The sequence below is a fragment of the Streptomyces sp. NPDC057271 genome, assembly GCF_042668715.1.
Lineage (GTDB): Bacteria > Actinomycetota > Actinomycetes > Streptomycetales > Streptomycetaceae > Streptomyces.
The window spans coordinates 41,669-65,289 of record NZ_JBHUYJ010000008.1 but is presented as its reverse complement, the minus strand read 5'-3'; the positions used below and the strand labels follow the sequence as shown (position 1 = coordinate 65,289).

The 23,621-nt window shown below is 71.4% G+C and carries 20 protein-coding genes, 1 other RNA gene and 1 pseudogene; 4 read left to right on the top strand and 18 right to left on the bottom strand.

Annotated features, from left to right (window positions below; all coding sequences use genetic code 11):
- Window positions 1-11: 11 nt before the first annotated feature.
- Window positions 12-572, bottom strand: a complete 561-nt coding sequence (locus tag ACFUJR_RS06145) for a YqgE/AlgH family protein (RefSeq protein ID WP_260229604.1) — start codon at window positions 570-572, stop codon at window positions 12-14.
- Window positions 573-836: 264 nt separating this feature from the next.
- On the opposite strand from ACFUJR_RS06145, the gene murA reads away from it, so the two are divergent.
- Window positions 837-2,177 carry a UDP-N-acetylglucosamine 1-carboxyvinyltransferase gene (gene murA, locus ACFUJR_RS06140; RefSeq protein ID WP_352187417.1) on the top strand — a complete coding sequence of 447 codons (1,341 nt, stop codon included), beginning with the start codon at window positions 837-839 and terminating at the stop codon, window positions 2,175-2,177.
- Window positions 2,178-2,404: 227 nt separating this feature from the next.
- Here murA and ACFUJR_RS06135 read toward each other — a convergent pair whose 3' ends face one another.
- From ACFUJR_RS06135 to ACFUJR_RS06110, 6 genes are all read right to left on the bottom strand, one after another.
- Window positions 2,405-2,686 carry an HU family DNA-binding protein gene (locus ACFUJR_RS06135; protein WP_017237029.1) on the bottom strand — a complete coding sequence of 94 codons (282 nt, stop codon included), beginning with the start codon at window positions 2,684-2,686 and terminating at the stop codon, window positions 2,405-2,407.
- A gap of 380 nt (window positions 2,687-3,066) precedes the next feature.
- Window positions 3,067-4,503, bottom strand: coding sequence for an NAD-dependent malic enzyme (locus ACFUJR_RS06130; protein ID WP_383181604.1), 1,437 nt, complete (start codon window positions 4,501-4,503; stop codon window positions 3,067-3,069).
- A 365-nt stretch (window positions 4,504-4,868) separates the two neighbouring features.
- The gene (locus tag ACFUJR_RS06125) at window positions 4,869-7,208 is read right to left on the bottom strand and encodes a HelD family protein (protein WP_383176916.1); all 2,340 of its coding nucleotides are present in this window, start codon (window positions 7,206-7,208) and stop codon (window positions 4,869-4,871) included.
- 89 nt (window positions 7,209-7,297) lie between these two features.
- Complete coding sequence (locus ACFUJR_RS06120) at window positions 7,298-8,167, bottom strand: anti-sigma factor family protein (protein ID WP_383176881.1); 870 nt, start codon at window positions 8,165-8,167, stop codon at window positions 7,298-7,300.
- Window positions 8,164-8,751: a sigma-70 family RNA polymerase sigma factor gene (locus ACFUJR_RS06115; protein WP_352187529.1), complete on the bottom strand. Its 588-nt coding sequence runs from the start codon at window positions 8,749-8,751 to the stop codon at window positions 8,164-8,166. Before ACFUJR_RS06115 ends, ACFUJR_RS06120 begins: the two co-directional genes overlap by 4 nt.
- Before the next feature lie 95 nt (window positions 8,752-8,846).
- Entirely contained in the window at window positions 8,847-9,398 is a 552-nt protein-coding gene (locus tag ACFUJR_RS06110; protein ID WP_383176884.1) for a CGNR zinc finger domain-containing protein, read from the bottom strand.
- Between the two features lie 236 nt (window positions 9,399-9,634).
- On the opposite strand from ACFUJR_RS06110, the pseudogene ACFUJR_RS06105 reads away from it, so the two are divergent.
- A pseudogene (locus tag ACFUJR_RS06105) lies at window positions 9,635-9,823 on the top strand (hypothetical protein); the annotation flags it as partial.
- A gap of 96 nt (window positions 9,824-9,919) precedes the next feature.
- Here ACFUJR_RS06105 and ACFUJR_RS06100 read toward each other — a convergent pair.
- The 3 genes from ACFUJR_RS06100 to ACFUJR_RS06090 all read right to left on the bottom strand — a co-directional run bounded on the left by ACFUJR_RS06100 (window position 9,920) and on the right by ACFUJR_RS06090 (window position 13,843).
- Complete coding sequence (locus ACFUJR_RS06100; protein ID WP_383176887.1) at window positions 9,920-11,056, bottom strand: uroporphyrinogen-III synthase; 1,137 nt, start codon at window positions 11,054-11,056, stop codon at window positions 9,920-9,922.
- A gap of 75 nt (window positions 11,057-11,131) precedes the next feature.
- Window positions 11,132-12,496: a nitrate/nitrite transporter gene (locus tag ACFUJR_RS06095; RefSeq protein WP_383176890.1), complete on the bottom strand. Its 1,365-nt coding sequence runs from the start codon at window positions 12,494-12,496 to the stop codon at window positions 11,132-11,134.
- Between the two features lie 378 nt (window positions 12,497-12,874).
- On the bottom strand, window positions 12,875-13,843 hold the full coding sequence (locus ACFUJR_RS06090; protein ID WP_383176893.1) for a LysR family transcriptional regulator: 969 nt from the start codon (window positions 13,841-13,843) through the stop codon (window positions 12,875-12,877).
- Between the two features lie 82 nt (window positions 13,844-13,925).
- Here ACFUJR_RS06090 and ACFUJR_RS06085 point away from each other — a divergent pair, with 82 nt between their 5' ends.
- Window positions 13,926-15,341, top strand: coding sequence for an MFS transporter (locus ACFUJR_RS06085; RefSeq protein WP_383176896.1), 1,416 nt, complete (start codon window positions 13,926-13,928; stop codon window positions 15,339-15,341).
- A gap of 29 nt (window positions 15,342-15,370) precedes the next feature.
- On the opposite strand, the gene ssrA is transcribed toward ACFUJR_RS06085, so the two are convergent.
- From ssrA to ftsE, 5 genes are all read right to left on the bottom strand, one after another.
- Window positions 15,371-15,763, bottom strand: a transfer-messenger RNA (tmRNA) gene (ssrA, locus tag ACFUJR_RS06080).
- A gap of 124 nt (window positions 15,764-15,887) precedes the next feature.
- The gene (gene smpB / locus ACFUJR_RS06075; RefSeq protein ID WP_383176899.1) at window positions 15,888-16,427 is read right to left on the bottom strand and encodes an SsrA-binding protein SmpB; all 540 of its coding nucleotides are present in this window, start codon (window positions 16,425-16,427) and stop codon (window positions 15,888-15,890) included.
- An 18-nt stretch (window positions 16,428-16,445) separates the two neighbouring features.
- Window positions 16,446-17,642, bottom strand: coding sequence for a S41 family peptidase (locus tag ACFUJR_RS06070; protein WP_383176902.1), 1,197 nt, complete (start codon window positions 17,640-17,642; stop codon window positions 16,446-16,448).
- 78 nt (window positions 17,643-17,720) lie between these two features.
- Entirely contained in the window at window positions 17,721-18,638 is a 918-nt protein-coding gene (gene ftsX, locus ACFUJR_RS06065) for a permease-like cell division protein FtsX (RefSeq protein WP_383176905.1), read from the bottom strand.
- Between the two features lie 21 nt (window positions 18,639-18,659).
- Window positions 18,660-19,349 carry a cell division ATP-binding protein FtsE gene (gene ftsE / locus ACFUJR_RS06060; RefSeq protein WP_215071052.1) on the bottom strand — a complete coding sequence of 230 codons (690 nt, stop codon included), beginning with the start codon at window positions 19,347-19,349 and terminating at the stop codon, window positions 18,660-18,662.
- Between the two features lie 247 nt (window positions 19,350-19,596).
- Here ftsE and ACFUJR_RS06055 point away from each other — a divergent pair, with 247 nt between their 5' ends.
- On the top strand, window positions 19,597-19,782 hold the full coding sequence (locus tag ACFUJR_RS06055) for a hypothetical protein (RefSeq protein WP_383176909.1): 186 nt from the start codon (window positions 19,597-19,599) through the stop codon (window positions 19,780-19,782).
- Between the two features lie 111 nt (window positions 19,783-19,893).
- On the opposite strand, the gene ACFUJR_RS06050 is transcribed toward ACFUJR_RS06055, so the two are convergent.
- The 3 genes from ACFUJR_RS06050 to ACFUJR_RS06040 all read right to left on the bottom strand — a co-directional run bounded on the left by ACFUJR_RS06050 (window position 19,894) and on the right by ACFUJR_RS06040 (window position 23,528).
- Window positions 19,894-20,619 carry an LPXTG cell wall anchor domain-containing protein gene (locus tag ACFUJR_RS06050; protein WP_383176912.1) on the bottom strand — a complete coding sequence of 242 codons (726 nt, stop codon included), beginning with the start codon at window positions 20,617-20,619 and terminating at the stop codon, window positions 19,894-19,896.
- 490 nt (window positions 20,620-21,109) lie between these two features.
- Complete coding sequence (gene prfB, locus ACFUJR_RS06045; protein WP_383176842.1) at window positions 21,110-22,216, bottom strand: peptide chain release factor 2; 1,107 nt, start codon at window positions 22,214-22,216, stop codon at window positions 21,110-21,112.
- 73 nt (window positions 22,217-22,289) lie between these two features.
- Window positions 22,290-23,528, bottom strand: a complete 1,239-nt coding sequence (locus ACFUJR_RS06040) for a serine/threonine-protein kinase (protein ID WP_383176839.1) — start codon at window positions 23,526-23,528, stop codon at window positions 22,290-22,292.
- Window positions 23,529-23,621: the final 93 nt, after the last annotated feature.

Sequence of the window (23,621 nt, the reverse complement as noted above, 5' to 3'; positions counted from 1 at the left end):
GACCGGACGGCTCAGTTGAGCGAAGGGTCGTCCGGGTACGTCGCCACCATCGCGAGGTCGCTCCGCTGGCGGCGGAGCACCTCGCGCCAGAGGGTCTCGGGGCGGGGGGAGGAGACGTCGCCCGGTTCGGACTCGACCACGTACCAGGCGCCGTCGCCCAGCTCCGTCTCCAGCTGGCCCGGGCCCCAGCCCGCGTAGCCGGCGAAGATCCGGAGGGACCCCAGCGCGGGGCCGAGCAGTTCGGGCGGGGTCTCCAGGTCGACCAGGCCGATCGCACCGAAGACCCGGCGCCAGCCCAGGGGGCCCTCGTCACCGGGGATCACCGCGAGGCCGAGCGCCGCGTCCAGGGAGACCGGGCCGCCCTGGAAGACCACGCCCGGCTCGCCGGCCAGGTCGGCCCAGGGAGCGAGGATGTCGCCGACCGTGACCGGTGTCGGCCGGTTGAGGACCACGCCGAGGGAGCCCTCGTCGTCGTGGTCGAGGAGGAGCACCACCGCGCGGTCGAAGTTCGGGTCGGCCAGTGCGGGGGTGGCGACGAGCAGCCGTCCTGTGAGCGAGGACACCTCGGTCATGCGACACATGATCCCGCATCTTCGCCCTCGGCGGGGGCCGACCGGCAGAGTACGGACAGACCGACGACCCGCGCAGTTCAGGGGGGCCGCGCCGAGCGTCCGGAGCCACAAACGGACGGTGACACTCCGCAAGATCGCGTGAACAGAGGGTGTTGTGCCGAATTCATTACATCTGTCGAGCGCCCTGAGGCTTCCTAGCGGGGGGCCTACGCCCCTTACCCTTTTCCCTGGCCCCCTGCCCGACCCGACCGGAACGCGAGATTCATGACCGGCACAGACGATGTACTGCTTGTCCACGGCGGCACCCCGCTGGAGGGCGAGATCCGCGTTCGCGGCGCGAAGAACCTCGTGCCCAAGGCGATGGTCGCCGCCCTGCTCGGCAGCGGGCCGAGCAGACTGCGCAATGTGCCCGACATCCGTGACGTCCGCGTGGTCCGCGGACTCCTCCAGCTGCACGGGGTGACGGTCCGCCCCGGCGAGGAGCCGGGCGAGCTGGTCCTCGACCCGACGCACGTCGAGTCCGCCAACGTGGCGGACATCGACGCCCACGCCGGTTCGTCGCGTATCCCGATCCTCTTCTGCGGCCCGCTGCTGCACCGCCTCGGCCACGCCTTCATCCCGGGCCTCGGCGGCTGCGACATCGGCGGCCGGCCGATCGACTTCCACTTCGACGTGCTGCGTCAGTTCGGCGCCACGATCGAGAAGCGGGCCGACGGCCAGTACCTGGAGGCCCCGCAGCGGCTGCGCGGCACCAAGATCCGGCTGCCGTACCCCTCGGTCGGCTCGACCGAGCAGGTACTGCTGACCGCCGTCCTGGCGGAGGGCGTCACCGAGCTCTCCAACGCGGCCGTGGAGCCCGAGATCGAGGACCTGATCTGCGTCCTGCAGAAGATGGGCGCGATCATCTCCATGGACACGGACCGGACGATCCGGATCACCGGTGTCGACAAGCTCGACGGCTACACGCACCGCGCGCTCCCGGACCGTCTGGAGGCCGCCTCCTGGGCGTCGGCGGCGCTGGCGACCGAGGGCAACATCTACGTCCGCGGCGCGCAGCAGCGGTCGATGATGACCTTCCTCAACACGTACCGGAAGGTGGGTGGCGCCTTCGAGATCGACGACGAGGGCATCCGCTTCTGGCACCCGGGCGGCTCGCTCAACGCGATCGCCCTGGAGACGGACGTGCACCCCGGTTTCCAGACCGACTGGCAGCAGCCGCTGGTGGTGGCGCTGACCCAGGCCGCGGGGCTCTCCATCGTCCACGAGACGGTGTACGAGTCGCGGCTCGGCTTCACCTCGGCGCTGAACCAGATGGGTGCCCACATCCAGCTGTACCGGGAGTGCCTGGGCGGCTCGGACTGCCGCTTCGGACAGCGGAACTTCCTCCACTCGGCGGTCGTGTCGGGCCCGACGAAGCTGCAGGGCGCCGACCTGGTCATCCCGGACCTCCGGGGCGGCTTCTCGTACCTGATCGCGGCGCTGGCGGCCCAGGGCACGTCCCGGGTCCACGGCATCGACCTGATCAACCGCGGCTACGAGAACTTCATGGAGAAGCTCGTCGAGCTGGGCGCCAAGGTCGAGCTGCCGGGCAGCGCGCTCGTCTGACGCGCGACACGCGGTAGGCCCAGACGAGGCCCCCGTACCCCTGACCAGGGGTACGGGGGCCTCGTCGCGCGCGGGGCAGCGTGCGGGCAGCGGGCGGGCAGCCTGCGGGCGCGCCCGTGTGAGGCGCTCAGGCGGGCGCACAAGAGGGCGGCCACCCCTGGAAGGGTGGCCGCCCTCTCTGTTGCCTAGAAGCCCGCGTGGGCGCCTTCGGCGGTGTGCCTACAGGCTTACTTGCCCTTGGCGGCTTCCTTGAGCTTCGAGCCCGCGGAGACCTTCACGCTGTAGCCGGCCGGGATGTTGATCGGGTCGCCGGTCTGCGGGTTACGAGCGGTGCGAGCGGCACGGTGGGTGCGCTCGAAGGTCAGGAAGCCGGGGATGGTGACCTTCTCGTCGCCCTTGGCGACGACCTCGCCGACGGTCTCGGCGAGAGCGGCCAGCACGGCGTCGGCGTCCTTGCGGGTCACCTCGGCGCGGTCGGCCAGGGCGGCCACCAGCTCACTGCGGTTCATGTTGTTACTCCCGTGTTCTTCTTGCCTGTGAGGCGTGCCACGCGGCGGAGCCGCATGTATGGGCACAGCGAAGCCGATGCTGCCAGGGCCCTCGGACAGTCCCCGGACCCGGGTCTGGTGACAGACCCTCGCGCCCGAATAGGCATCCTGCCCCCACCAGCGGCGGGAACGCCAATCCGGCACCCTCTGGGGTCACACGAAAAGCGCCACGGGCTCTGGCGTGGTGACGTTCCGTCGACTCCGCCGAAACTCTTTGGAGCCGAGGCGTCACCCTACGGCGGATCTACGGCGCGCCGCCTTCCGACGCGCCGTTTCGGCGGCGGGCCCGGGGACCTTTCCAGGCCCCGTTCCGGCCCGCCGCACGTGGTGTCGGGGCTCTCTCAGAGCCCGTTCATCCCGTTGCCGGCACTCGTGCCGGCCGCCTTCGCGGCGGTGCGGACGGCGCCCGCGACGGCGCCGGCGACCTTGTCGTTGAAGACCGAGGGGATGATGTAGTTCGGGTTGAGCTCGTCCTCGGTGACGACGTCGGCGAGCGCCGAGGCGGCCGCGAGCATCATCTCCGTGTTGACGGTGCGGGACTGGGCGTCCAGCAGGCCGCGGAAGACACCGGGGAAGACGAGCACGTTGTTGATCTGGTTCGGGAAGTCGGAGCGGCCGGTGGCCACAACGGCCGCCGTCTGACGGGCGATTGCCGGGTCGACCTCGGGGTCCGGGTTCGCGAGCGCGAACACGATCGCGTCGTCCGCCATGGCGGCGACGTCGTCCGCGCCGAGCAGGTTCGGGGCCGACACGCCGATGAACACGTCCGCGCCGACGACGGCCTGCTTGAGGGTGCCGGTGACGCCCTCGGGGTTGGTGTTGTCGGCGATCCAGCGCAGCGGGGTGCCGGGGGCGGCCTCGACGAGGTCCTCTCGGCCGGCGTGGACGACACCGTGGATGTCGGCGACGACGGCGTGCTTGACGCCCGCGGCGATGAGGAGCTTCAGGATGGCCGTACCGGCGGCGCCCGCGCCGGACATGACGACCCGTACGTCTCCGATTCCCTTGCCGACCACGCGCAGCGCGTTGGTGAGGGCGGCGAGGACGACGATGGCGGTGCCGTGCTGGTCGTCGTGGAAGACGGGGATGTCGAGGGCCTCGCGCAGGCGGGCCTCGATCTCGAAGCAGCGGGGGGCGGAGATGTCCTCCAGGTTGATGCCCGCGAAGCCGGGGGCGATGGCCTTGACGATCTCGACGATGGCGTCGGTGTCCTGGGTGTCCAGGCAGATCGGCCAGGCGTCGATGTCGGCGAAGCGCTTGAAGAGGGCCGCCTTGCCCTCCATGACCGGCATCGCGGCCATCGGGCCGATGTTGCCGAGGCCGAGGACGGCGGAGCCGTCGGTGACGACCGCGACGGTGTTGCGCTTGATGGTGAGGCGGCGGGCGTCCTCGGGGTTCTCGGCGATCGCCATGCAGACCCGGGCCACGCCCGGGGTGTAGATCATGGAGAGGTCGTCACGGTTGCGGATGGGGTGCTTGGACGCCATCTCGATCTTGCCGCCGAGGTGCATCAGGAACGTACGGTCGGAGACCTTGCCGAGGACGACGCCCTCGATGGTGCGCAGCTGCGCGACGATCTCCTCGGCGTGGGCGGTCGAGGTCGCGGCGATGGTGACGTCGATCCGGAGCTTCTCGTGGCCGGAGGCGGTCACGTCGAGGCCGGTGACGGAACCGCCGTGGGACTCCACCGCCGTGGTGAGCTGGGAGACCGCGGTTCCGCTGGCGGGAACCTCCAGCCGGACCGTCATCGAGTACGAGACGCTGGGCGCCGTTGCCATGGCCGAGTTCCTCTGCTTTCCCTAGCTTCATTGCTACGCCGCCCCGGCTGGTTGCCCGGCGGCGCCCTCCGATCGTCGCACCTACCAGCGGGTAGCAGGTAATGCGGTCATTTTGTTTTCGGAAAGTAGTTTCCACCATACGAGAAGCTGTGGGGAAACAGAAGAGGTCCGCGATCACCCGGGGGTGACGCGGACCTCTTCTGTATGTACGTACAAGACGGCACCGACCCGCCATGCTCGCCTCGCGGCAAGTGGTCCCTCTAAGGGACGAAGGTTGGGCCCGGGGGCTTGGATCGAGCCGGTGCCATAGACAGGCTAACAAACCACCCTGGTAAGTGATTCCTGCGACGCATGCCGACCTGAGATCAGTCCCTGAGCAGGTCCGGAACACCGTCCGCGTCCGGTACGTCACGGGCGCCCGAGACCACGGTGAGCTGCTGGGTGGCGCGGGTCAGCGCCACGTACAGGACCCGCAGACCGGCCGGGGACTCGTCCGCGATCTCCGCGGGCGACGCGACCACGGTGGCGTCGTACTCCAGACCCTTGGCCTCCAGGGAGCCCAGCGCCACGACCCGGTCGCCGAGGTCGGCGAGCCAGCCGGCGGCCTGCTCGCGGCGGTTCATGGCGACCACGACACCGACCGTGCCGTCCACCCGTTCGAGCAGCCGCTGGGCCTCCGCCCGTACGGTTGCGGCCAGATCGTCCTTGCCGCGCACCGCCACGAAGCGGGGCTCGACACCGGTCGACCGGACCGCGCGGGGCGACTCCTTGCCGGGCATGGCGAGGGCGAGCACCTTGGCGGCCAGTTCGGCGATCTCCGCGGGGTTGCGGTAGTTCACGGTCAGCTCGAAACGGCGGCGCGGGCGGGAGCCGAGCGCCTCGTCGCGGGCCTGGGCCGCCTCGTCCGGGGTCGACCAGGAGGACTGCGCCGGGTCGCCGACGACCGTCCAGGTGGCGGTGCGGCCGCGCCGGCCGACCATCCGCCACTGCATGGGCGTGAGGTCCTGGGCCTCGTCGACGATGACGTGCGCGTACTCGGTGCGCTCCGCCGCCAGCCGTTCGGCCCGCTCCCGCTGCGTCTCCTCCCGTACGGGCATGAGCTCCTCCAGACCCGTGAGCTGGTCCAGCGGGTCGTACTCGCGCTTTCTTCGCGGTCTGACGGGAGCGCCCAGGAGGGTGTTCAGCTCGTCGAGGAGTGCCACGTCGTGCACGGAGAGACCGTCGCGGCGCAGCGAGCGGGCGAGCCGCCGGACCTCGCCCTGGTTGAGCACGCGCCGCGCCCAGCGGCCGAGGCGCTTCTCGTCGGCCATCGCGGCCAGGACCTGGCGGGGGGTGAGCTCGGGCCACCAGGCGTCGAGGAAGCCGAGGAAGGAGTCCTCGGTGGAGACGTCCTCGTCGAAGGAGGAACGCAGCTCGGCGGCGAGCTCGGGATCGCTGTGCCGGCCCGCGGCACCGGACTTGGCGTACAGGGCGTCGAGCAGCAGCTTGCGGGCGCGCGGGCGCAGCAGGTTGACGGGCGCGGAGCCGCCGAGCACGTTGTGGCGGATGCGCTGGAGCTCGTCCGCCTCCAGCTCCAGACGGCGGCCGAAGGCGACGACCCGCAGGCGGGTCGGGGTGCCCGCGGGGGCCGGGGCGGCCTCGTCCTCGTCCAGGGTCGGCTGGGTCCGGTTCTGCGGAGCCGGGGTCTCCAGGGCGCCGCGGGCCGCCTTGCGCAGGACGGCGAGCATGCGGGAGGAGCCCTTGACCCGGGCGACGGCCGGTTCGTCGTACGTGGTGGCCTCGACGCCGTCCACCAGCGAACCGAGCGCACGGATCGCGACCTGGCCCTCCTCGCCCAGCGAGGGCAGCACGCCTTCGGTGTACGAGACGAGCAGCGGTGTCGGGGAGACGATCAGGATTCCGCCCGCGTAGCGGCGCCGGTCCTGGTAGAGCAGGTAGGCCGCCCGGTGCAGGGCGACCGCCGTCTTGCCGGTGCCCGGGCCGCCCTCGACGTACGTGATGGAGGCGGCGGGCGCGCGGATGACCAGGTCCTGCTCGGCCTGGATCGAGGAGACGATGTCGCGCATGGTGTGGCTGCGGGCCTGGCCGAGCGCGGCCATCAGGGCGCCGTCGCCGATCACCGGCAGCTCGCGCCCGTCGAGGGTCGCCTTCAGCTCGGGGCGCATCAGGTCGTCCTCGACGCCGAGGACCTTGCGGCCCTTGGAGCGGATGACGCGGCGGCGCACCACGCGGCCGGGGTCGACCGGCGTGGAGCGGTAGAAGGGCGCGGCGGCGGGGGCCCGCCAGTCGATGACGAGCGGCGCGTAGTCGGAGTCGAGGACGCCGATCCGGCCGATGTGGAGGGTCTCGCCGATCTCGGCCGTGTTGTCGGGCCGTACGGCCTCCTCGGCGGGTTCGACGGAGGTGTACGCGCCGTCGGGGCCCTTCTTGCCGTCCTTGCCGTACAGCAGGTCGATGCGGCCGAAGAGGAAGTCCTCGAACTCGTTGTTGAGCCGGTTGAGGTGCACGCCGGCCCGGAAGACCTGGGCGTCCCGTTCGGCGAGCGCGCCTGGGGTACCGACCTGGCCGCGTTTGGCGGCGTCGTTCATCAGGAACTCCGCCTCGTGGATCTTCTCCTCGAGGCGGCGGTAGACCTTGTCCAGATGTTCCTGCTCGACACCGATCTCACGGTCCCGGACCGTGTCGGTGGCGTCCATGGCGGCCATGGCCTCCACGGCTTCCTGCGCGGCCACTGAGGCCCCCTTCTGACGTGCACTGGGCAGCCGTCGAGCGTACGCCACAGGGGGGCAGAATGTCAGGCCTCGACCTCCACGAGGCGCTCGCCGTCGAAGGTCCTGACCTCGAAGTGGTCGATGTCGTTGCGGTCCATGGCCGCGCCGCCGTGGACGTACAGCGGGTTCTTGGCGCTCTCCATGGTGGCTCCGGGGATGCCGTACCCCCACTTCGGCACGGCCCAGGAGGTCACGGTCTCCTCCTCGCCGCTCTTGGAGACGGCGATGAGCCGGCACTTGAGGGGCCCCTTGACGTTCTTGAGCTCCAGGACGGTGTGGGTGCCCCAGCCCTTCTTCTCCATGCCGACGGTGGCGCTGACCTTGGTCGTCGGGTCGGTGGCCTGGATCTTCTCGTCCATGTGGTGGAAGAAGGCGTCCTCGGCCGGACTGGTGGGGTGCGGCTCGACGGCTCTGTTCTCCCGCTCGCCGCCGGAGGTGGCGACGACGGCGACGGCGGGGCCGCCGATGACGAGCACGGCGGCGGCCGCGACGAGGTAGAGGGAGCGACGTCGCCGGGTCGCGCGCTTGGCACCGACCTCGTCGATGAGCCGGTCGAGCAACTCGGGTCCGGGCGGGGCGCCGACGGCGTGGAGGGCGACGGGGGTGCCCGCGGCGTGGCGGGGACCGGGCGGGGCGGGCGGCCGGGGCGCGAAGTCGTCGAAGGCCTTGTCGGCGTACGGATCGACCGCCGACGGGCCGAAGGCGGCCGGGGTGGGGCCCGCGTCCGCCAGCATGGCGAGCATCGGCTCCATGCCGGCGAACTCCTCCACGCGCGCGGCGCAGAGCTCGCAACCCGCCAGGTGCGCCTCGAAGGCGGCGGCGTCGACATCGTCCAGGATGCCGAGTACGTACGCACCCGCGGCGTCGTGCGGCGGTGTCATGCCGCTGCTCATGCCGAAACCCCCCTCTCCTCCAGCGCGATTTTCATGGAACGAAGTGCGTAGAACACTCGGGACCGCACGGTCCCGGCAGGTATGCCGAGAGTCTCGGCCGCCTCATTGACCGTACGCCCCTTGAAGTAGGTCTCGACCAACACTTCCCGGTGGGCGGGCGTCAAATCGTCGAGAGCGTCAGAGAGCGTCATCAGCCACAGCGCCTTGTCGATCTCGTCCTCCGCGGGCAGGACCTCGAGCGGTGACGGATCGACCTCCTGCGGCCGGGCCTGCCGGCTTCGGTGGCCGTCGATGACGATGCGCCGGGCAACCGTCACCAGCCAAGGTCTGACGGAGCCGGTAGCCCGGTTGAGCTGGCCGGCGTTCTTCCAGGCACGGATGAGCGTCTCCTGCACGACGTCCTCGGCACGCTGGCGGTCTCCGGCGACGAGGCGAAGTACGTAGGCGAGCAGCGGCCCGGCATGTTCGCGGTAGAGAGCACGCATCAACTCCTCGTCAGGGACGTCGGGTCGGTGGCGTGACACCTCGCTGCGATGCCGGGCCCGATGCGGACGTTCATCGGCCACGGCCGCATCCTTGCGCACCACGAACCTCCCGGTCGAGACCCTGTCTGTCGTGGAGAGGTACGGAGCGCGGGCGGGTTCGACTCAACGCCCTGCGAACTTTTTCACGGGATTCTTCAGACGGCCGCCCTCGCCCGCCGGGCTGCCCGATGCCGGGCAACGCGCTCCCGGTTTCCGCACGCCTCGCTGGAGCACCAGCGGCGTCGGCGTCCGCGCGAGGTGTCGAGGTAGCAGCGGCGGCAGTCGTCGCTCTCGCAACGGCGCAGCAGGGCGAGGGCGTTCGGGTCGGTGAGCAGGTCGACGGCGTCGCGGGCGACGGCGGCGAGCAGCGCGCGGCAGTCGGGTTCGACACTCAAGGCCCGTACGAGCCCGCCCGTTTCGGTGCGCACGGCGCGGGGCGCGGGGGGCGCGGAAGCGGCGGCGAGGGCGTTGAGCCGCTCCAGGGCGGGGCCGGCGGGCCGCCCGTCGAGCTGGGCGTGGACCAGCTCGACGACGCAGTCGCGCAGTTCGCGGAAGCGTACGACCCAGGCGGCGTCGAGGGCGCGGAGCGGCACGTCGGCGGGGACGAGTCCGGTGGTGCGCAGAAAGCGGTCGAGCGCCTGGGTGTGGGCGAGCGGCTGATCGGCCAGGTCAAGGCAGATGCGGCCGGAGTCGAACCGTACGGTCATGCCCCTGTCACCACCTCGCGATCGGAAGCGGGCACCCGACCAGAGTGCTCCCGAACAACCGGTCCGGCTAGAGGGCGTCACGGCACGTCCGGAGCGCGTCGCGGTCCCCACCCGGCCCTGCCGGTTCGAAGGCGTGCGCATGAGCCGTTCCATGATGCGGCTGCGGACGGTCGAGGAGTGCGGAAGGAAGAGCGGCACGAGCAGCCGTCGGGCACAACGCGGGGGCGCTCGCGGCCTGCTCGCCGCTCGCCGTGTGCCGCTCGATCGGCGCCCTGGTGGACGTCCCGCTCAACGACGCCCTCGCCGCGGCGACGGACCCGGTACGGACCCGGTACGGACCCGGTACGGACCCGGTACGGACCCGCGCGGACTTCGAGGCCGCGTGGGCGGCCTGGAACCTCGTCCGCGCGGTCCTGACCACGGTCGGCTTCGTCTGCCCGCTGCGCGCGCTCGCCGTGCGCCGGGCGCGGGGCGCGGGGCGCGGGGCGCCGGGTACACGGTGGCCGTGCCCGGCCCCGCCCCTATTCGTCGTACTTCGTGTCGGCCACCGGGTCGAGGGCCAGCCGGTACCCCCGCTTGACCACGGTCTGGATCAGCTTCGGCGCGCCGAGCGCCGTCCGCAGCCGGGCCATCGCCGTCTCCACGGCGTGCTCGTCGCGGCCCGCGCCCGGCAGGGCGCGCAGCAGGTCGGCGCGGGAGACGACCCAGCCGGGGCGCCGTGCCAGGGTGGCGAGGAGCGCCATCCCGGCCGGCGGGACAGGCCGCAGGGAGCCGTCGACGAGGACCGCGTGCCCCCGGATCTCGATCCGGTGGCCCGCCACCGGGAGCGTACGGGCCCGGGACGGCAGTTCCTGGCAGAGCAGTTGCACCAGCGGCCCGAGCCGGAAGCGCTCGGGCTGCAGCGTGTCGATGCCGTGCGCCTGGAGCGGCAGAGCCGTCACCGGCCCCACGCAGACCGCGAGCACGTCGTGGCGCAGCGCCTCGAGGAGCTCGTTCAGCGCTCCCCGGCCCTCCGCCCGCGTCAGCAGCGAGGCGGCGGCCGGTGCGCTGGTGAAGGTCACCGCGTCCAGGGTGCCGGCCAGGATCCCGTCCAGGAGCCGGTCGAGGGGACCGATGTCCTCGGGCGGCATCCACCGGTAGACCGGTACGCCGACGACCTCCGCGCCGCCCGCCGTCAGCGCCTCCACGAACCCCGGCAGCGGCTCCCCGTGCAGCTGGAGCGCGATCCGACGCCCTGCCACCCCCTCGGCGAGGAGCCGGTCGAGCACCTCGGCCATGGACTCGGAGGACGGCGACCACGACTCGGTGAGTCCCGCCGCCCGAACCGCCCCCTTGACCTTGGGGCCCCGCGCGAGCAGCTCCACGCCCCGCAGGCAGTCGAGGAGCGCCTCGCCGTGGCCCCAGCCGTCCGCCGCCTCGACCCAGCCCCGGAAGCCGATCGCCGTGGTGGCGACGACGACGTCCGGGGCGTGGTCGAGGAGGTCCTTCGTCGCGGCGAGCAGTTCGGTGTCGTCCGCGAGCGGCACGATCCGCAGCGCCGGGCCGTGGACCACGGCCGCGCCCCGACGGCGGAGAAGCGTGCTCAGCTCGTCGGCGCGCCGTGCCGCGGTGACCCCGACGGTGAACCCCGCGAGGGGCCCCTGCTCTTGCTCGTTCATGACGACCGAGCCTGACGTGGATCCGTGACAGGCTCGGTTCGCCGGTATTTCCTGGCCGTTACGGACCATTTCCGCTCACACCTCGGCGTATCCGCGCTGCGACGCCGGTTCGCCCAGGGCCTCGGCGCCCTCGGCCGTGTCCGGGACGACCGCCGGCCGGCGAAGGTATACCGCCCACGTCACGACCATGCAGGCACCGTAGAAGAGCAGGAAGGCGACGAAGGCCGCGGTGCCGGTGCCGGCGGTCTGGAAGGACTGCCGGAAGGCGAGGTTGATGCCGAGCCCCCCGAGCGCGCCCACGGCCCCGATCAGTCCCATGGCCGCCCCGGAGAGCCTGCGCCCGTACGCCTCCGCCGCCTCGCCCGACAGCCCCTTGCGGTGCCCCTGCGCGAGGAAGATCGCCGGGATCATCTTGTACGTGGAGCCGTTGCCGAGGCCGGTGAGGACGAAGAGGGCGATGAAGCCGACGAGGAAGACGGTCAGCGACTCGATCACGGAGGCGTAGACGACCACACCCGTCGCCACGGCCATCCCGGCGAAGTTCCAGAGGGTGATGCGGGCGCCGCCGTGCCGGTCGGCGAGGGAGCCGCCGAGCGGCCGGATCAGCGAGCCGAGGAGCGGGCCGATGAAGGTGAGCGACGCGGCCTGGAGCGGGGTGCGCCCGAACTGGGTCTGCAGGACGAGCCCGAAGGCGAAGCTGTAGCCGATGAAGGAGCCGAAGGTGCCGATGTAGAGGAAGGACATGATCCACGTGTGGCCGGATCTCACCGCGTCCTTGGCGGCGCCCGTGTCGTTCTTCACCGGGGCGAGGTTGTCCATGAAGAGCGCGGCGCAGAGGGCCGCGACGGCGATGAGCGGGATGTAGATCCCGAGGACGATCCGCGGGTGCGCGGCGCCGGCGGTGCCGATGACCAGCAGACCGACGAGCTGGACCACAGGCACTCCGATGTTGCCGCCGCCCGCGTTGAGGCCGAGCGCCCAGCCCTTCTTCCGCAGCGGGAAGAAGGCGTTGATGTTGGTCATGGAGGAGGCGAAGTTGCCGCCGCCGACACCGGTGAGCGCGGCCACCAGCAGGAAGGTGCCGTACGAGGTGCCCGGCTCCATGACCGTGTAGGCGAAAGCGGTCGGCACCATGAGGAACAGGGCACTGAAGATCGTCCAGTTCCGGCCGCCGAACCGGGCGACGGCGAAGGTGTACGGGACACGGATCAGCGCTCCGACGAGCGTGCCGGTCGCGATCAGGAAGAACTTGCCCGCGGGGTCGACGCCGTACTCCGGTCCCATGAACAGGACCATGACCGACCACAGGCTCCAGATGGAGAACCCGATGTGCTCGGAGAGGACGGAGAAGACAAGATTGCGCCGGGCGATCCCTTCTCCCTGTTCACGCCAGAAGGTCTCGTCCTCCGGCTCCCACCGTTCGATCCATCGGCCGCCCATCACGTACCTCCACGGTGTCGGGTCCCGAGCGTCCAGATGCTCTGGACCTCTTGGACCACGACCCTAGGGAGGCCGCGTTTCGGGCCGGTGGCGGAAAGTGACGGGTACGGAACCTTGCTCTCACCCGTCGCGCGGCTCCGGTGTGAGTACGGGGTCCCGCGCCCCCGGTGCCTTCCGGTGGACAGCCCGGGGCCCAGGCCCCGCGCTTCCGGCCGACGGCCCGAGGCCTGCGCTTCCGGCAAAGGCGGCCCGGGGCTCCTGGCGCTTCCGGCCTGCGACTCCGGGACCCTGGCGCTTCCGGCCTGCGACTCCGGGACCCTGGCGCTTCCGGCCGACGGCCCAGGGCTCCTGGCGCTTCCGGTGTCGGCGGCCCGGGGCTCAGGGCCCCGGCACGCCGGGTTCGCCCTCCGGGAGCCAGGAGTCCGCGGGCCGGTCCAGCCACCCTTCCCGCGCGCCGATCTCGGCCGCGGCGGCGCGCAGCGCATCCAGGCCGGGATGGCGCAGCCCCTTGCGCCACACCAGGCTCACCGGGGAGAGCGGCACGGGGTCGACGAGGGGCCGCAGCACGGAGCCCTCCATCGGCGGGAAGCCGACCACCGCGAGGACGGGGGTACGAAGTTTGGCCATGATCCGCCGGAACTCCTCCCTTCCCACCACCATCGGAGCGGGCGGCGCGACGGAGATGCCGCGCCCCGCGAAGAGCCTGGCGGCCAGGTCGGTCCACTCCGGGGTGCGGTCGTTGCCCGCGCCCGCGTAGACGCTCTCACCCTCCAGCGCGGCCAGCGGCACCTCCGTCAGGTCCGCGAGCCGGTGGTCGTCCGGGAGCAGGACCGCCATCGACTCGTACCGGACGAACTGCGAGGCGAGCCGACCGCGGGTGGCCGCGTCGAGCCCGCCGTACCGCCCGAAGGAGGCGTCGAGGCGTCCGGCGAGGATCTCGGCGGCGGCCCCGGCCAGCCCGTTCTCGTAGCGGGCCAGCAGCTCCTGCTCGGGGGCGAGTTCGCGGGCCCGCTCCATGACGTCGCCCTGGGCGGGGAGACCGGTGCTGTTGAGGTCGACGAGCAGGGGCCTCGCGGCCGCCCGGAAGGCGTCGGCGAGTTCCTCGCAGGCGGCCAGCACCCTGCGGGCGTACGGGAGGAGTCGCGTGCCCTCCGGGGTGAGCGTGACCTGACGGGTCGTCCGTACGAACAGGTCCGTGCCCAGGTCCCGTTCCAGCCGCCGGATGTCGCGGGAGAGTGCCTGCTGGGCGACGTACAGACGGGCGGCGGCCCGCGTGAAGTGCAACTCGTCGACGACGGCGACGAAGGCGCGCAGCAGCCGGGGCTCGATCTCGTACGAAGTGACCACCCGGCATTTAACAACACGGGCGCGTGAATGGCCACGGATCAGGTGTTGGACCGCGGCCCGGGGCTCCCCGGAGGCTGGGCGCATGCCGCATCACGACCTCATGCTCACCCCGGCGGGCCCGGCGCTCGCCCCGCGCTACGTCGAGCCGAAGACACCCGCCACCCCCGCCCCCCAGGCCCACGCCCCCACCCCCGGCACCGGCCCCGGCCCCGGCCCCGGCATCGCCACCGCCGGCACCGCCCCCGGCACTGGCACCGTGCCCGGCGCCACCCCAGGCATCGCCACCGGCACCGGCCCCGGCACCGCCCACGCCTCCGCCGCCGCCTCCGGCGCGTACCGGCGGCTCTTCGCCGTCCCCGGTGCCCGCGCGTTCACCCTCGGGAACCTCGTCGCCCGGCTCCCTATGGGGATGCTCGCCGTCAGCGCGGTGATCATGATCGCGGGGGCGTACGGCTCGTACGCGCTCGCCGGGGCCGTCACCGCGACCGGCATGGCCGCCACCGCCGTCGTCGCCCCCTGGACCGCGCGGCTCGTCGACCGGCACGGGCAGGCCCGGGTCGCCGTCCCGGCGGCGGCGCTGGCCGCGCTCGGCTCGCTCGCCCTGCTGCTGTGCGTACACCATCGGGCACCGGCCTGGACGCTGTTCGTCGCGTACGCCGCGACCGCGACCAGCCCCAACACCGGCGGGATGTCCCGGGCCCGCTGGGCCCATCTCCTCCGCGACGACCCCTCCACCCTGCACACGGCCAACTCCTTCGAGCAGGCCGTCGACGAGCTGTGCTTCATGCTGGGCCCGGTTCTGGCCGCGTTCCTGTGCACGGCGCTCTTCCCGGAGGCGGGCACGCTGGTCGGCGCCGTCCTGCTCCTCACCGGCGTGCTGGTCTTCACCGCCCAGCGCTCCACCGAACCCCCGGCCACGCCCCGCTCCGCCACCGCGCCCGGCTCACTCCTGCGCGGGTCCGGCACGCGGTCTCTGCTCGGTGTCTTCCTCACCACGGGCGTGGTCTTCGGCGCGATGGAGGTCGTGACGCTCGCGCACGTGGACGGACCCGCAGCCGGACCGATCCTGGCCCTGCAGGCCGCGGGCTCCTGCGCGGCGGGGCTTGTCTACGGCCGCACGGGCCGCTCGGGCCGGCTGCGCACCTGCCTCGTGGCGATGAGCTGTCTGATGGCGATGCCGTTCCTGGGCGCCGCGACCGGCTCCCTGCTCGCCCTGGCGGCCGGACTGCTGGTGGCGGGCATGGCGACGGCTCCGACGATGGTCACGGGCATGGCCCTGGTCCAGCGCCTGACCCCCGCGGGCCGGCTCAACGAGGGCATGACGCTCGCGGTGACCGCCCTCCTCGCCGGTGTCGCGGTCGGCTCGGCGACCGGCGGCTGGGCTGCGGAGCACGCCCCGTCGACGGTGTACGCGTTCCTGATCCCGACGGCCGCGGCGACTCTGGCCCTCGCGGGGGAGACGGCCCGGGGAATGACAGAGGCCCGGCGGTCGTCGTGACGACTGCCGGGCCTCTGCCCACATGGGATGAGTGGAGATGGCGGGAATCGAACCCGCGTCCAACGGTGCTAAATCAGGGCTTCTCCGTGTGCAGTCCGCTAGGAGTTTCTCAGCCCCGGAGATCACGCGGACAAGTCTCCGACGGGCTCAGTCACTGTTTGATTTCCCTCAGGCCCCCGTGACCGGGGCTAGAGGTTTAGATCCCTTGATGACGCCAGGATCCGGGTCGGGACCATCCCCGGGCTGACGCTCCTCACAGAGGCTTCTGCTCGTTACCTGAAATCAGGCAGCGAGGGCGAAGCGGGAGTTATCGCTCTTGGAGTTGGCGATTATTGGTTGCGACATATGGTTTACGAGATCATTGCCGCTTCCTCGACACGCTTCCCCTGCTTCGACATCCGCTGTCGAAACCGATCATCCCCATGTTGATTTTTCAAACGTGCACCCGCTGTGAGGTGCGTGTCCCATGGTACGTGACGACCGCGTACGGTTGCCAGCGTATTAGGGGGCCTGGCCGGACGGGGTCCGCGCGGCAGCCGGGGCGGTCTAGACGGCCGCCGCCCGCTGTCGGCGCTTCGCCGCCGCGATCGCCCGGTTCGTCTCGCGGGTGTCCTGCTTCTCCCGCAGCGTCTGCCGCTTGTCGTACTCCTTCTTTCCCTTGGCGAGCGCGATCTCGACCTTGACGCGGCCCTTCAGGAAGTACAGGGCGAGGGGCACGATCGTGTGACCCGTCTCCTGGGACTTCGCCTCCAGCTTGTCGATCTCGGCGCGGTGCAGGAGCAGCTTGCGCTTCCGCTTCGCCGAGTGGTTGGTCCAGCTGCCCTGCGTGTACTCGGGCACATGGATGTTGTGCAGCCACGCCTCGTGCCCGTCGATCTGCACGAAGCCGTCGGCCAGCGACGCCCGGCCCATCCGGAGCGACTTCACCTCGGTGCCCATGAGCACCACACCGCACTCGTAGGTGTCGATGATGTGGTAGTCGTGGCGCGCCTTCTTGTTCTGCGCGATGATCTTGCGCTCAGGACCCTTGTCCGAGTCCTTCTTCTTCGCAGGCTTGCCCTGCACGTTCACGAGTCCCTTTGCCATAGTGCGGCCATTTTCGCACTACGAGCCCCCTCCGAGGCCACTCAATACCGTCCTCGCCCGTTCCTCGGCCCGCTCCCCCGTGGTGTCGCTGACCGTCAGGTCGGGTGTGATGCCCAGGCCGTCGACGCCGTGGCCCGAGGGGGTGCGGTAGTGGCCGACGGTCAGCTCCGCGACGGAGCCGTCGGGCAGCGTGCTCGGCATCTGCACCGAACCCTTGCCGAAGGTGCGGGAGCCGACGGTGATGGCCCGGCCACGGTCCTTCAGGGCACCGGTGAGCAGCTCGGCGGCGCTCATCGTGCCCCCGTCGACCAGCGCCACCACCGGCCGACGGGTGTCGCCGCCGCTCTGCGCGTACAGCGCGCGCTGCTCGCCGTCGACGTCGTACGTGGCGACCAGTCCGCCGTCGAGGAAGGCGGAGGCGGCGACGGTGGCCTCGGCGACCAGTCCCCCGGCGTTGCCCCGCAGGTCGAGGAGGACTCCGGCGCCGGCCGGGGCCCGCCGTACCGCGTCCCGCACCCGCTCGCCCGCGCCCTTGGTGAAGGCCGTCACCTTGATCAGTACCGTCCCGTCGTCGAGACGGCGCACGGTGACGTCGTCGGTGGCGAGCCGGGCCCGCGTGAGGGTCTGTGTCCAGGCGGAGCGGCCGCGCTCGACGCCGAGGGTGACGGTGGAGCCTGGCGGTGCGCCGTCGCCGCGCAGCAGGGAGACGACCTCGGAGACGGAGAGGCCGGCGGTGTCGCGTCCGTCCACGGCGAGGAGCCGGTCGCCGGCGCGCAGCCCGGCCAGGGCGGCCGGTCCGCCGGTCTGGACGCGGCTGACCTCGATGCGGCCGCTGTCCGCCTTCCGCGCGGAGAGTCCGACGCCGGTGTACGAGCCGTCGAGGGCCTGCTCGAACTCCTCGAACTCCGCGGGGCCGTAGACCGCGCCCCAGCGGTCGCCGCTGCGGCTGACGAACTCCTCGGCGGCCTGCTGGCCGGACTTGCCGTCGGCCATCGCCTCGGCGGCGGCGCGGGAGAGGTCGGCGGGGTCGACGGTGCCGTGCGTGGCGGCCTGTGGGGCGCGCTTCACGGAGGCGGCCTCCTGCCGGGGCAGGGAGCCGGTGGCCGCGGCCGTGGCGAGCACTCCGGCGAAGACCAACGTCAGGGCAGCCCCGCGGAGAACTCCGCGGGGCCGGAGACAGAGGTCGGGGCGGGACCCCGGGTCGACGGCCGACATGGCGCCCACTCTAGGACAAGCGAAAGGCGCCGTACGGTGGTTGACCGTACGGCGCCCGGAGCACTCAGGGGTCTCTTCTCACACCTTGAGGTACTTGCGCAGCGCGACGAAGGCGGCAAGGGACGGCATCAGCAGACCGATGACGAGGACGAGCGGCAGCACCGAGAAGACGGCGTCCCAGCCGATGAAGTTGACGAGCTGCATCTTCTCGGCGAGCGCGATGCCGTGGTCGATGAGGAAGTACCGGCCGACCAGGAGCATGACGCAGGCGACGGCGCCGCCGAGGAGGCCGGCGAAGGCCGCCTCCATGATGAACGGCATCTGGATGTAGAAGCTGGAGGCGCCGACCAGTCGCATGATGCCGGTCTCACGCCGTCGGCTGAAGGCCGAGACGCGCACCGTGTTGACGATCAGCATCAGCGCGATGACCAGCATCAGCGCCATGACGCCGAGAGCGGCGACGTTCATGCCGTTCATCAGGTCGAAGAGGTTCTGCAGGATGCCGCGCTGGTCCTGGACGGACTCCACGCCGTCCCGCCCGGCGAAGGCGGTGGCGACGACCTTGTACTTCTCCGGGTCGTCCAGCTTGACCCGGAACGACTCCTGCATCTGGTCGGGTGTGATGACCGACGCGATGGCGGTGTCGCTGTACTGCTCCTTGTAGTGCTTGTAGGCCTCGTCGGTGGACTCGTGGTGCACGGTTTCGACGATGTCCATCTTCTTCAGATCGGCCTCGATCTGCTCCTTCTGCTGCGCGGTCACCGCGCCCTTGGCGCACTTGGTGGTGGTGGCCGCGTCGTTCTTGTTGCAGAGGAAGATGGAGACGTTGACCTTGTCGTACCAGTAGTCCTTCATCGTGCTGACCTGCTCGCGCATGAGCAGCGCACCGCCGAACAGGGCGAGCGAGAGGGCCACGGAGACGATGACGGCGAAGGTCATCGTGAGATTGCGGCGGAGACCGACGCCGATCTCGGAGAGCACGAACTGAGCGCGCATGGTGTTCTATCCCCTACCTGCTCAGTGCTGGTATCCGTAGACGCCGCGCGCCTGGTCGCGGACGAGGCGGCCCTTTTCGAGCTCGATGACGCGCTTGCGCATCTGGTCGACGATGTTCTGGTCGTGGGTCGCCATGACGACGGTGGTCCCTGTCCTGTTGATGCGGTCGAGCAGCTTCATGATGCCGACGGAGGTCTGCGGGTCGAGGTTGCCGGTGGGCTCGTCCGCGATCAGCAGCATCGGGCGGTTGACGAAGGCGCGGGCGATGGCGACACGCTGCTGCTCACCACCGGAGAGCTCGCCGGGCATCCGGTCCTCCTTGCCGCCGAGGCCGACGAGGTCGAGGACCTGGGGCACGGCCTTGCGGATCTCGCCGCGCGGCTTGCCGATGACCTCCTGGGCGAAGGCGACGTTCTCGGCCACGGTCTTGTTGGGCAGCAGCCGGAAGTCCTGGAACACGGTTCCGAGCTGGCGCCGCATGTGGGGCACCTTCCAGTTGGACAGCCGGGCGAGGTCCTTGCCGAGGACGTGCACCTGGCCATGGCTGCAGCGCTCCTCGCGCAGGATCAGCCGGAGAAAAGTCGACTTACCGGAGCCGGAGGAACCGACGAGGAAGACGAACTCCCCCTTCTCGATCTCCAGGGATACGTCCCGGAGCGCGGGGCGGTTCTGCTTCGGATAGGACTTGGAGACGTTGTCGAATCGGATCACGGATGCACCACGGTCGGCCGGGAGTAGGTGTGCGCGACCTTACGCGACCGGAGATGGGGCGCGCAGTCGCGGTCCCGGCATGCGTGCTTTATCCTTTTCGCCCTTCGGGGCGGAAGGGATGCGATCCGGGTGCAATCCGACGGGGCGCGCCGAAACGCCTCGGAACTGGCAGAGTGGTAGGGGGAACGCTCGGGTACCACCGGGCGTTGTCCTTGGTGTGGACCCCAGTGCGGGAGGAGGAGAGCGCATGACCTATGACCGACTGGTGTGCGCCAACTGCGCGGCCCCCGTCGCGGAGGGTCGCTGCCCCGTCTGCCGCGCGAACCGGGAACGCCTCGACCATTCGGCGGGCCTGACCCCTGCGATGCTGCTGGCGCTCGTGGTCGCCCTGGTGGCGATGGTGGCGCTGCTCGCGGCACTGCAGAGCGCGTAGGGCTCCGCGTACGAGCCGGAGACGAGTGAGGGCCGGGGGTGCGCCCCCGGCCCTCTTCTTCGTGCCTTGTTCCTTACGGCCTGACCGCTGCCGGTCCTGCTACCGATCCGCTCAGACGGCGGCGCGGCCACCGCCGACCAGACGCGGGAGCATCCGGAAGCCGATGCCACCGGCGATCATGGTCGCGGCACCGATGACCAGGAACGAGGTCTCGGCGGCGCCGGTCTCGGCCAGCTCCTCCTTGGCCTTGCCCTGCTCGACGGGCTGCGAGCCGGCGTTGTCGGTGTCGGGGTTGTTGTTGACGCACTCGGCGCCGTCGACATCGACGGTGCAGGTACCGGCGTCGTCCGAACCGTCGTCGCCCGGCGTGGTCGGCGCGGGCGTCTCACCCGGGGTGGTCGGCGTCGGCTCGGTCGGCTTCGGCGGCTTGGTGGGCTGCGTCGTCGGGTCCGTGGTCGGGTCCGTGGTCGGGTCCGTCGTCGGGTCCGTGGTGGGATCCGTCGTCGGGTCCGTCGTCGGGTCCGTCGTCGGGTCCGTGGTCGGGTCCGTGGTGGGATCCGTCGTCGGGTCCGTGGTCGGGTCCGTGGTGGGATCCGTCGTCGGGTCCGTGGTCGGGTCCGTGGTGGGATCCGTCGTCGGGTCCGTCGTCGGGTCCGTCTCACACCCGGGCTCGCCCGGGATGCAGGTGGGGTCGACCTCCGGCAGCTCGGCCTGGACGCCGATGTTCAGCTCGACACCCACAGCCTGAGCGGCGCCCGCGGCGGTCAGGGACGCACCGGCGGCGATCACCGCACCAGCGGTTATCCGCGCGAAACGGACCCGCGTCTTCTTCGTCATGTGCCTGCTACCCCCAGTAGCTCAATCTCGTCATGGAGCCGCGCTCGGGGCCTCGGGCACGGGGGCGGCGTGATCACTCAACCAGCCCCCGTTCACACACGCCCCATAGATACGCATGCCGCATGCCACCCTTCCGAGTTTCCGAGTACGCGTCAAGGTCGTTGCGCGTGCGATGCCCGAAAGATAATGAGTTGCCCGCCATGCGGGGATGCAACTGTGACGTAAACGTCGAACTACCGCCCTGAAAAGGCCAGTTCCCTTGTCGACAAAGCGCCCCGCAAACCCGGTTTCCGCTTGCGCCCGCGAATGCGGGCCGTGCGAGGGGTGCCGGCGTCGAACTCCCGTCGCCGGCACCCGTCGCGCCCGCCGCCCCCGGCCGACGCGGCCGCCACGCAGCCGGGATGGCGCGCCGTCAGACGCGCCCGGCACGGCGATGGGCCCCGCACGCGTGCATGCGTGCGGGGCCCATCGCGGTGGAGCGGTGTACGGGTTACTTCTCCTGCTGCTTGCGCCAGCGGATGCCCGCCTCCAGGAAGCCGTCGATCTCGCCGTCCAGGACCGACTGCGGGTTGCCGACCTCGAACTCCGTACGGAGGTCCTTGACCATCTGGTACGGGTGCAGGACGTACGAGCGCATCTGGTTGCCCCAGGAGCTGCCGCCGTCGCCCTTCAGGGCGTCCATCCTGGCGCGCTCCTCCTGGCGCTGGCGCTCCAGGAGCTTGGCCTGGAGGACGTTCATGGCGCTCGCCTTGTTCTGGATCTGCGAGCGCTCGTTCTGGCAGGAGACGACGATGCCCGTCGGGAGGTGCGTGATGCGCACCGCCGAGTCCGTCGTGTTGACGCCCTGGCCGCCGGGGCCCGAGGCGCGGTAGACGTCCACGCGCAGCTCGGACTCGTCGATCTCGACGTGGTCGGACTGCTCGACGACCGGCAGGATCTCGACGCCGGCGAACGACGTCTGACGACGGCCCTGGTTGTCGAACGGGGAGATGCGGACCAGACGGTGCGTGCCCTGCTCGACCGAGAGCGTGCCGTACGCGTACGGCGCCTTGACCACGAACGTGGTCGACTTGATGCCGGCCTCTTCCGCGTACGAGGTCTCGTAGACCTCCGTGCCGTAGCCGTGCCGCTCGGCCCAGCGCAGGTACATGCGCTGGAGCTGCTCCGCGAAGTCGGCCGCGTCGACGCCGCCCGCCTCGGCGCGGATGTTGACCAGCGCCTCGCGCTCGTCGTACTCGCCGGAGAGGAGCGTACGGACCTCCATCTCGTCCAGCGCCTTGCGGACGGCGACCAGCTCCGTCTCCGCCTCGGCGCGCGTGTCCGGGTCGTCCATCTCCTCGGCGAGCTCGAAGAGCACCCCGAGGTCGTCGATCCGGCCGCGCAGGGCCTCGGCCTTGCGGACCTCGGCCTGGAGGTGCGAAAGCTTGCTGGTGATCTTCTGCGCCGCCTCCGGGTCGTCCCAGAGGGACGGGGCCGCGGCCTGCTCTTCGAGCACGGCGATGTCGGCCCTCAGCTTTTCGAGGTCCAGGACGGCCTCGATCGACCCCATGGTCGAGGAGAGGGACTTCAGCTCTTCGGATACATCGACGACTGCCACGCGTCCAGCGTAACGGCTCGCCGCAAATGCCAGGGCCCGCCGGTCGCCCGTGACGAGCGGCGGGGAGCGGGCGCTACGGCTCCGTCGACGTCTTCGAGTCCTGCGGCGGTACGTCGCCGTCCTCGGCGGTCGCCAGGTATCCCCCCACGCCCAGCGCGCCCGCGACGACGGCCGCCGCGATCGAGAGGGTGATCCGGCGCTTGCGGACCGTCTCGGCCTTGTGGCGGGCCGAGCCGGGACGCCGGGCGCTCGCCGAGCGCGGGGCCCGGGCGGTGCCCAGGGGGCCGCCCGCGAGCTCGTCGGGGGCGGGGACGCGCATGGAGGTGTGGGTGTCCCGGTTGGAGTCGGGAGTGGCGCCGGGGACCAGAGGGACGGCGGCCCGGCGCGGGGCGGCACCTCCGGGGCCCGTCGGGTACGGGTCCTCCTCACGCGGCTCCGGCGTCTGCTGCTCCGCGTCGTCGGGCTCGTCCACGTCCAGCGGGGGCAGTCCGGCCAGCAGCGGCAGGCACTCGCGCAGCCGGCTGGCCAGCTCGGAGGCGCGCAGCCGGGAGGCCGGGGCCTTCGCCAGGCACTGGACGATCAGCTGCCACAGCTCCTCGGGGATCCCCGGCAGAGGGACGACCGTCTCGGTGACGTGGCGGCGCAGCACGGCGCCCGGGTGGCCGCCGCCGAAGGGCGTGAAGCCGGCCAGGAGCTCGTACAGGACGGTCGCGAGTGCGTAGATGTCGACCGCGGCGCGCGGCGGCAGGCCCTCGACGATCTCCGGGGCCAGATAGTCCGGCGTACCGATGATCCGGGTCGCCTTGGTGCGGCCCGGGGTGTCGATGAGCTTGGCGACCCCGAAGTCGGTGAGGAGCGCGGGGTGGGCGCCGGCGGGGCCGAGCGGCCCCTCCATGTCGAGCAGGATGTTCTCCGGCTTGACGTCCCGGTGGACGACTCCGGCCGCGTGCGCGGCGGCCAGTCCGTCGGCGACGTCGGCGATGATCGCGACCGCCGCCTCGGGGGCGAGCCTGCGCTCGCGGTCGAGGCGGGTGCGCAGGTCCGTGCCGCGGACCAGGTCCATGACGAGGGCCAGGTCGTTGCCGTCGACGACGAGGTCGCGGACGGAGACCACCCGGGGGTGGTCGAGACCGAGGAGGGCGGTGCGCTCCTGGACGAAGCGGCCGACGAGCTCCTGGTCCGAGGCCAGGTCCTCGCGCAGCAGCTTGATGGCGACGGGGCCCTCGGGGCCCTCGCCGAGCCACACCGTGCCGGCGCTGCCCCGGCCGAGGATCTGGTGGGCCGTGTAGCGGCTGCCGATATTCCGTGCCAAGACTGCTCCCTCAGCGGCTGGCGGACGCGTCAAAGTTACGCGTCCGCAGCCGCCGGTCGTCACTTCCGAAGCGAAATCACCCCTCGGAAGTCG

What these genes read in the sequence shown, in the direction of transcription:
- ACFUJR_RS06050 (WP_383176912.1), bottom strand. Translation starts at nt 20,619, where the DNA reads ATGACGAAGAAGACGCGGGTCCGTTTCGCGCGGATAACCGCTGGTGCG.
- smpB (WP_383176899.1), bottom strand. Translation starts at nt 16,427, where the DNA reads ATGGCAAAGGGACTCGTGAACGTGCAGGGCAAGCCTGCGAAGAAGAAG.
- ACFUJR_RS06130 (WP_383181604.1), bottom strand. Translation starts at nt 4,503, where the DNA reads ATGGCAACGGCGCCCAGCGTCTCGTACTCGATGACGGTCCGGCTGGAG.
- murA (WP_352187417.1), top strand. Translation starts at nt 837, where the DNA reads ATGACCGGCACAGACGATGTACTGCTTGTCCACGGCGGCACCCCGCTG.
- ACFUJR_RS06145 (WP_260229604.1), bottom strand. Translation starts at nt 572, where the DNA reads ATGACCGAGGTGTCCTCGCTCACAGGACGGCTGCTCGTCGCCACCCCC.
- ACFUJR_RS06100 (WP_383176887.1), bottom strand. Translation starts at nt 11,056, where the DNA reads ATGAACGAGCAAGAGCAGGGGCCCCTCGCGGGGTTCACCGTCGGGGTC.
- ACFUJR_RS06055 (WP_383176909.1), top strand. Translation starts at nt 19,597, where the DNA reads ATGACCTATGACCGACTGGTGTGCGCCAACTGCGCGGCCCCCGTCGCG.
- ACFUJR_RS06095 (WP_383176890.1), bottom strand. Translation starts at nt 12,496, where the DNA reads ATGGGCGGCCGATGGATCGAACGGTGGGAGCCGGAGGACGAGACCTTC.
- ACFUJR_RS06135 (WP_017237029.1), bottom strand. Translation starts at nt 2,686, where the DNA reads ATGAACCGCAGTGAGCTGGTGGCCGCCCTGGCCGACCGCGCCGAGGTG.
- ACFUJR_RS06070 (WP_383176902.1), bottom strand. Translation starts at nt 17,642, where the DNA reads ATGTCGGCCGTCGACCCGGGGTCCCGCCCCGACCTCTGTCTCCGGCCC.
- ACFUJR_RS06085 (WP_383176896.1), top strand. Translation starts at nt 13,926, where the DNA reads ATGCCGCATCACGACCTCATGCTCACCCCGGCGGGCCCGGCGCTCGCC.
- ftsX (WP_383176905.1), bottom strand. Translation starts at nt 18,638, where the DNA reads ATGCGCGCTCAGTTCGTGCTCTCCGAGATCGGCGTCGGTCTCCGCCGC.
- ACFUJR_RS06110 (WP_383176884.1), bottom strand. Translation starts at nt 9,398, where the DNA reads ATGACCGTACGGTTCGACTCCGGCCGCATCTGCCTTGACCTGGCCGAT.
- ACFUJR_RS06120 (WP_383176881.1), bottom strand. Translation starts at nt 8,167, where the DNA reads ATGAGCAGCGGCATGACACCGCCGCACGACGCCGCGGGTGCGTACGTA.
- ACFUJR_RS06125 (WP_383176916.1), bottom strand. Translation starts at nt 7,208, where the DNA reads ATGGCCGCCATGGACGCCACCGACACGGTCCGGGACCGTGAGATCGGT.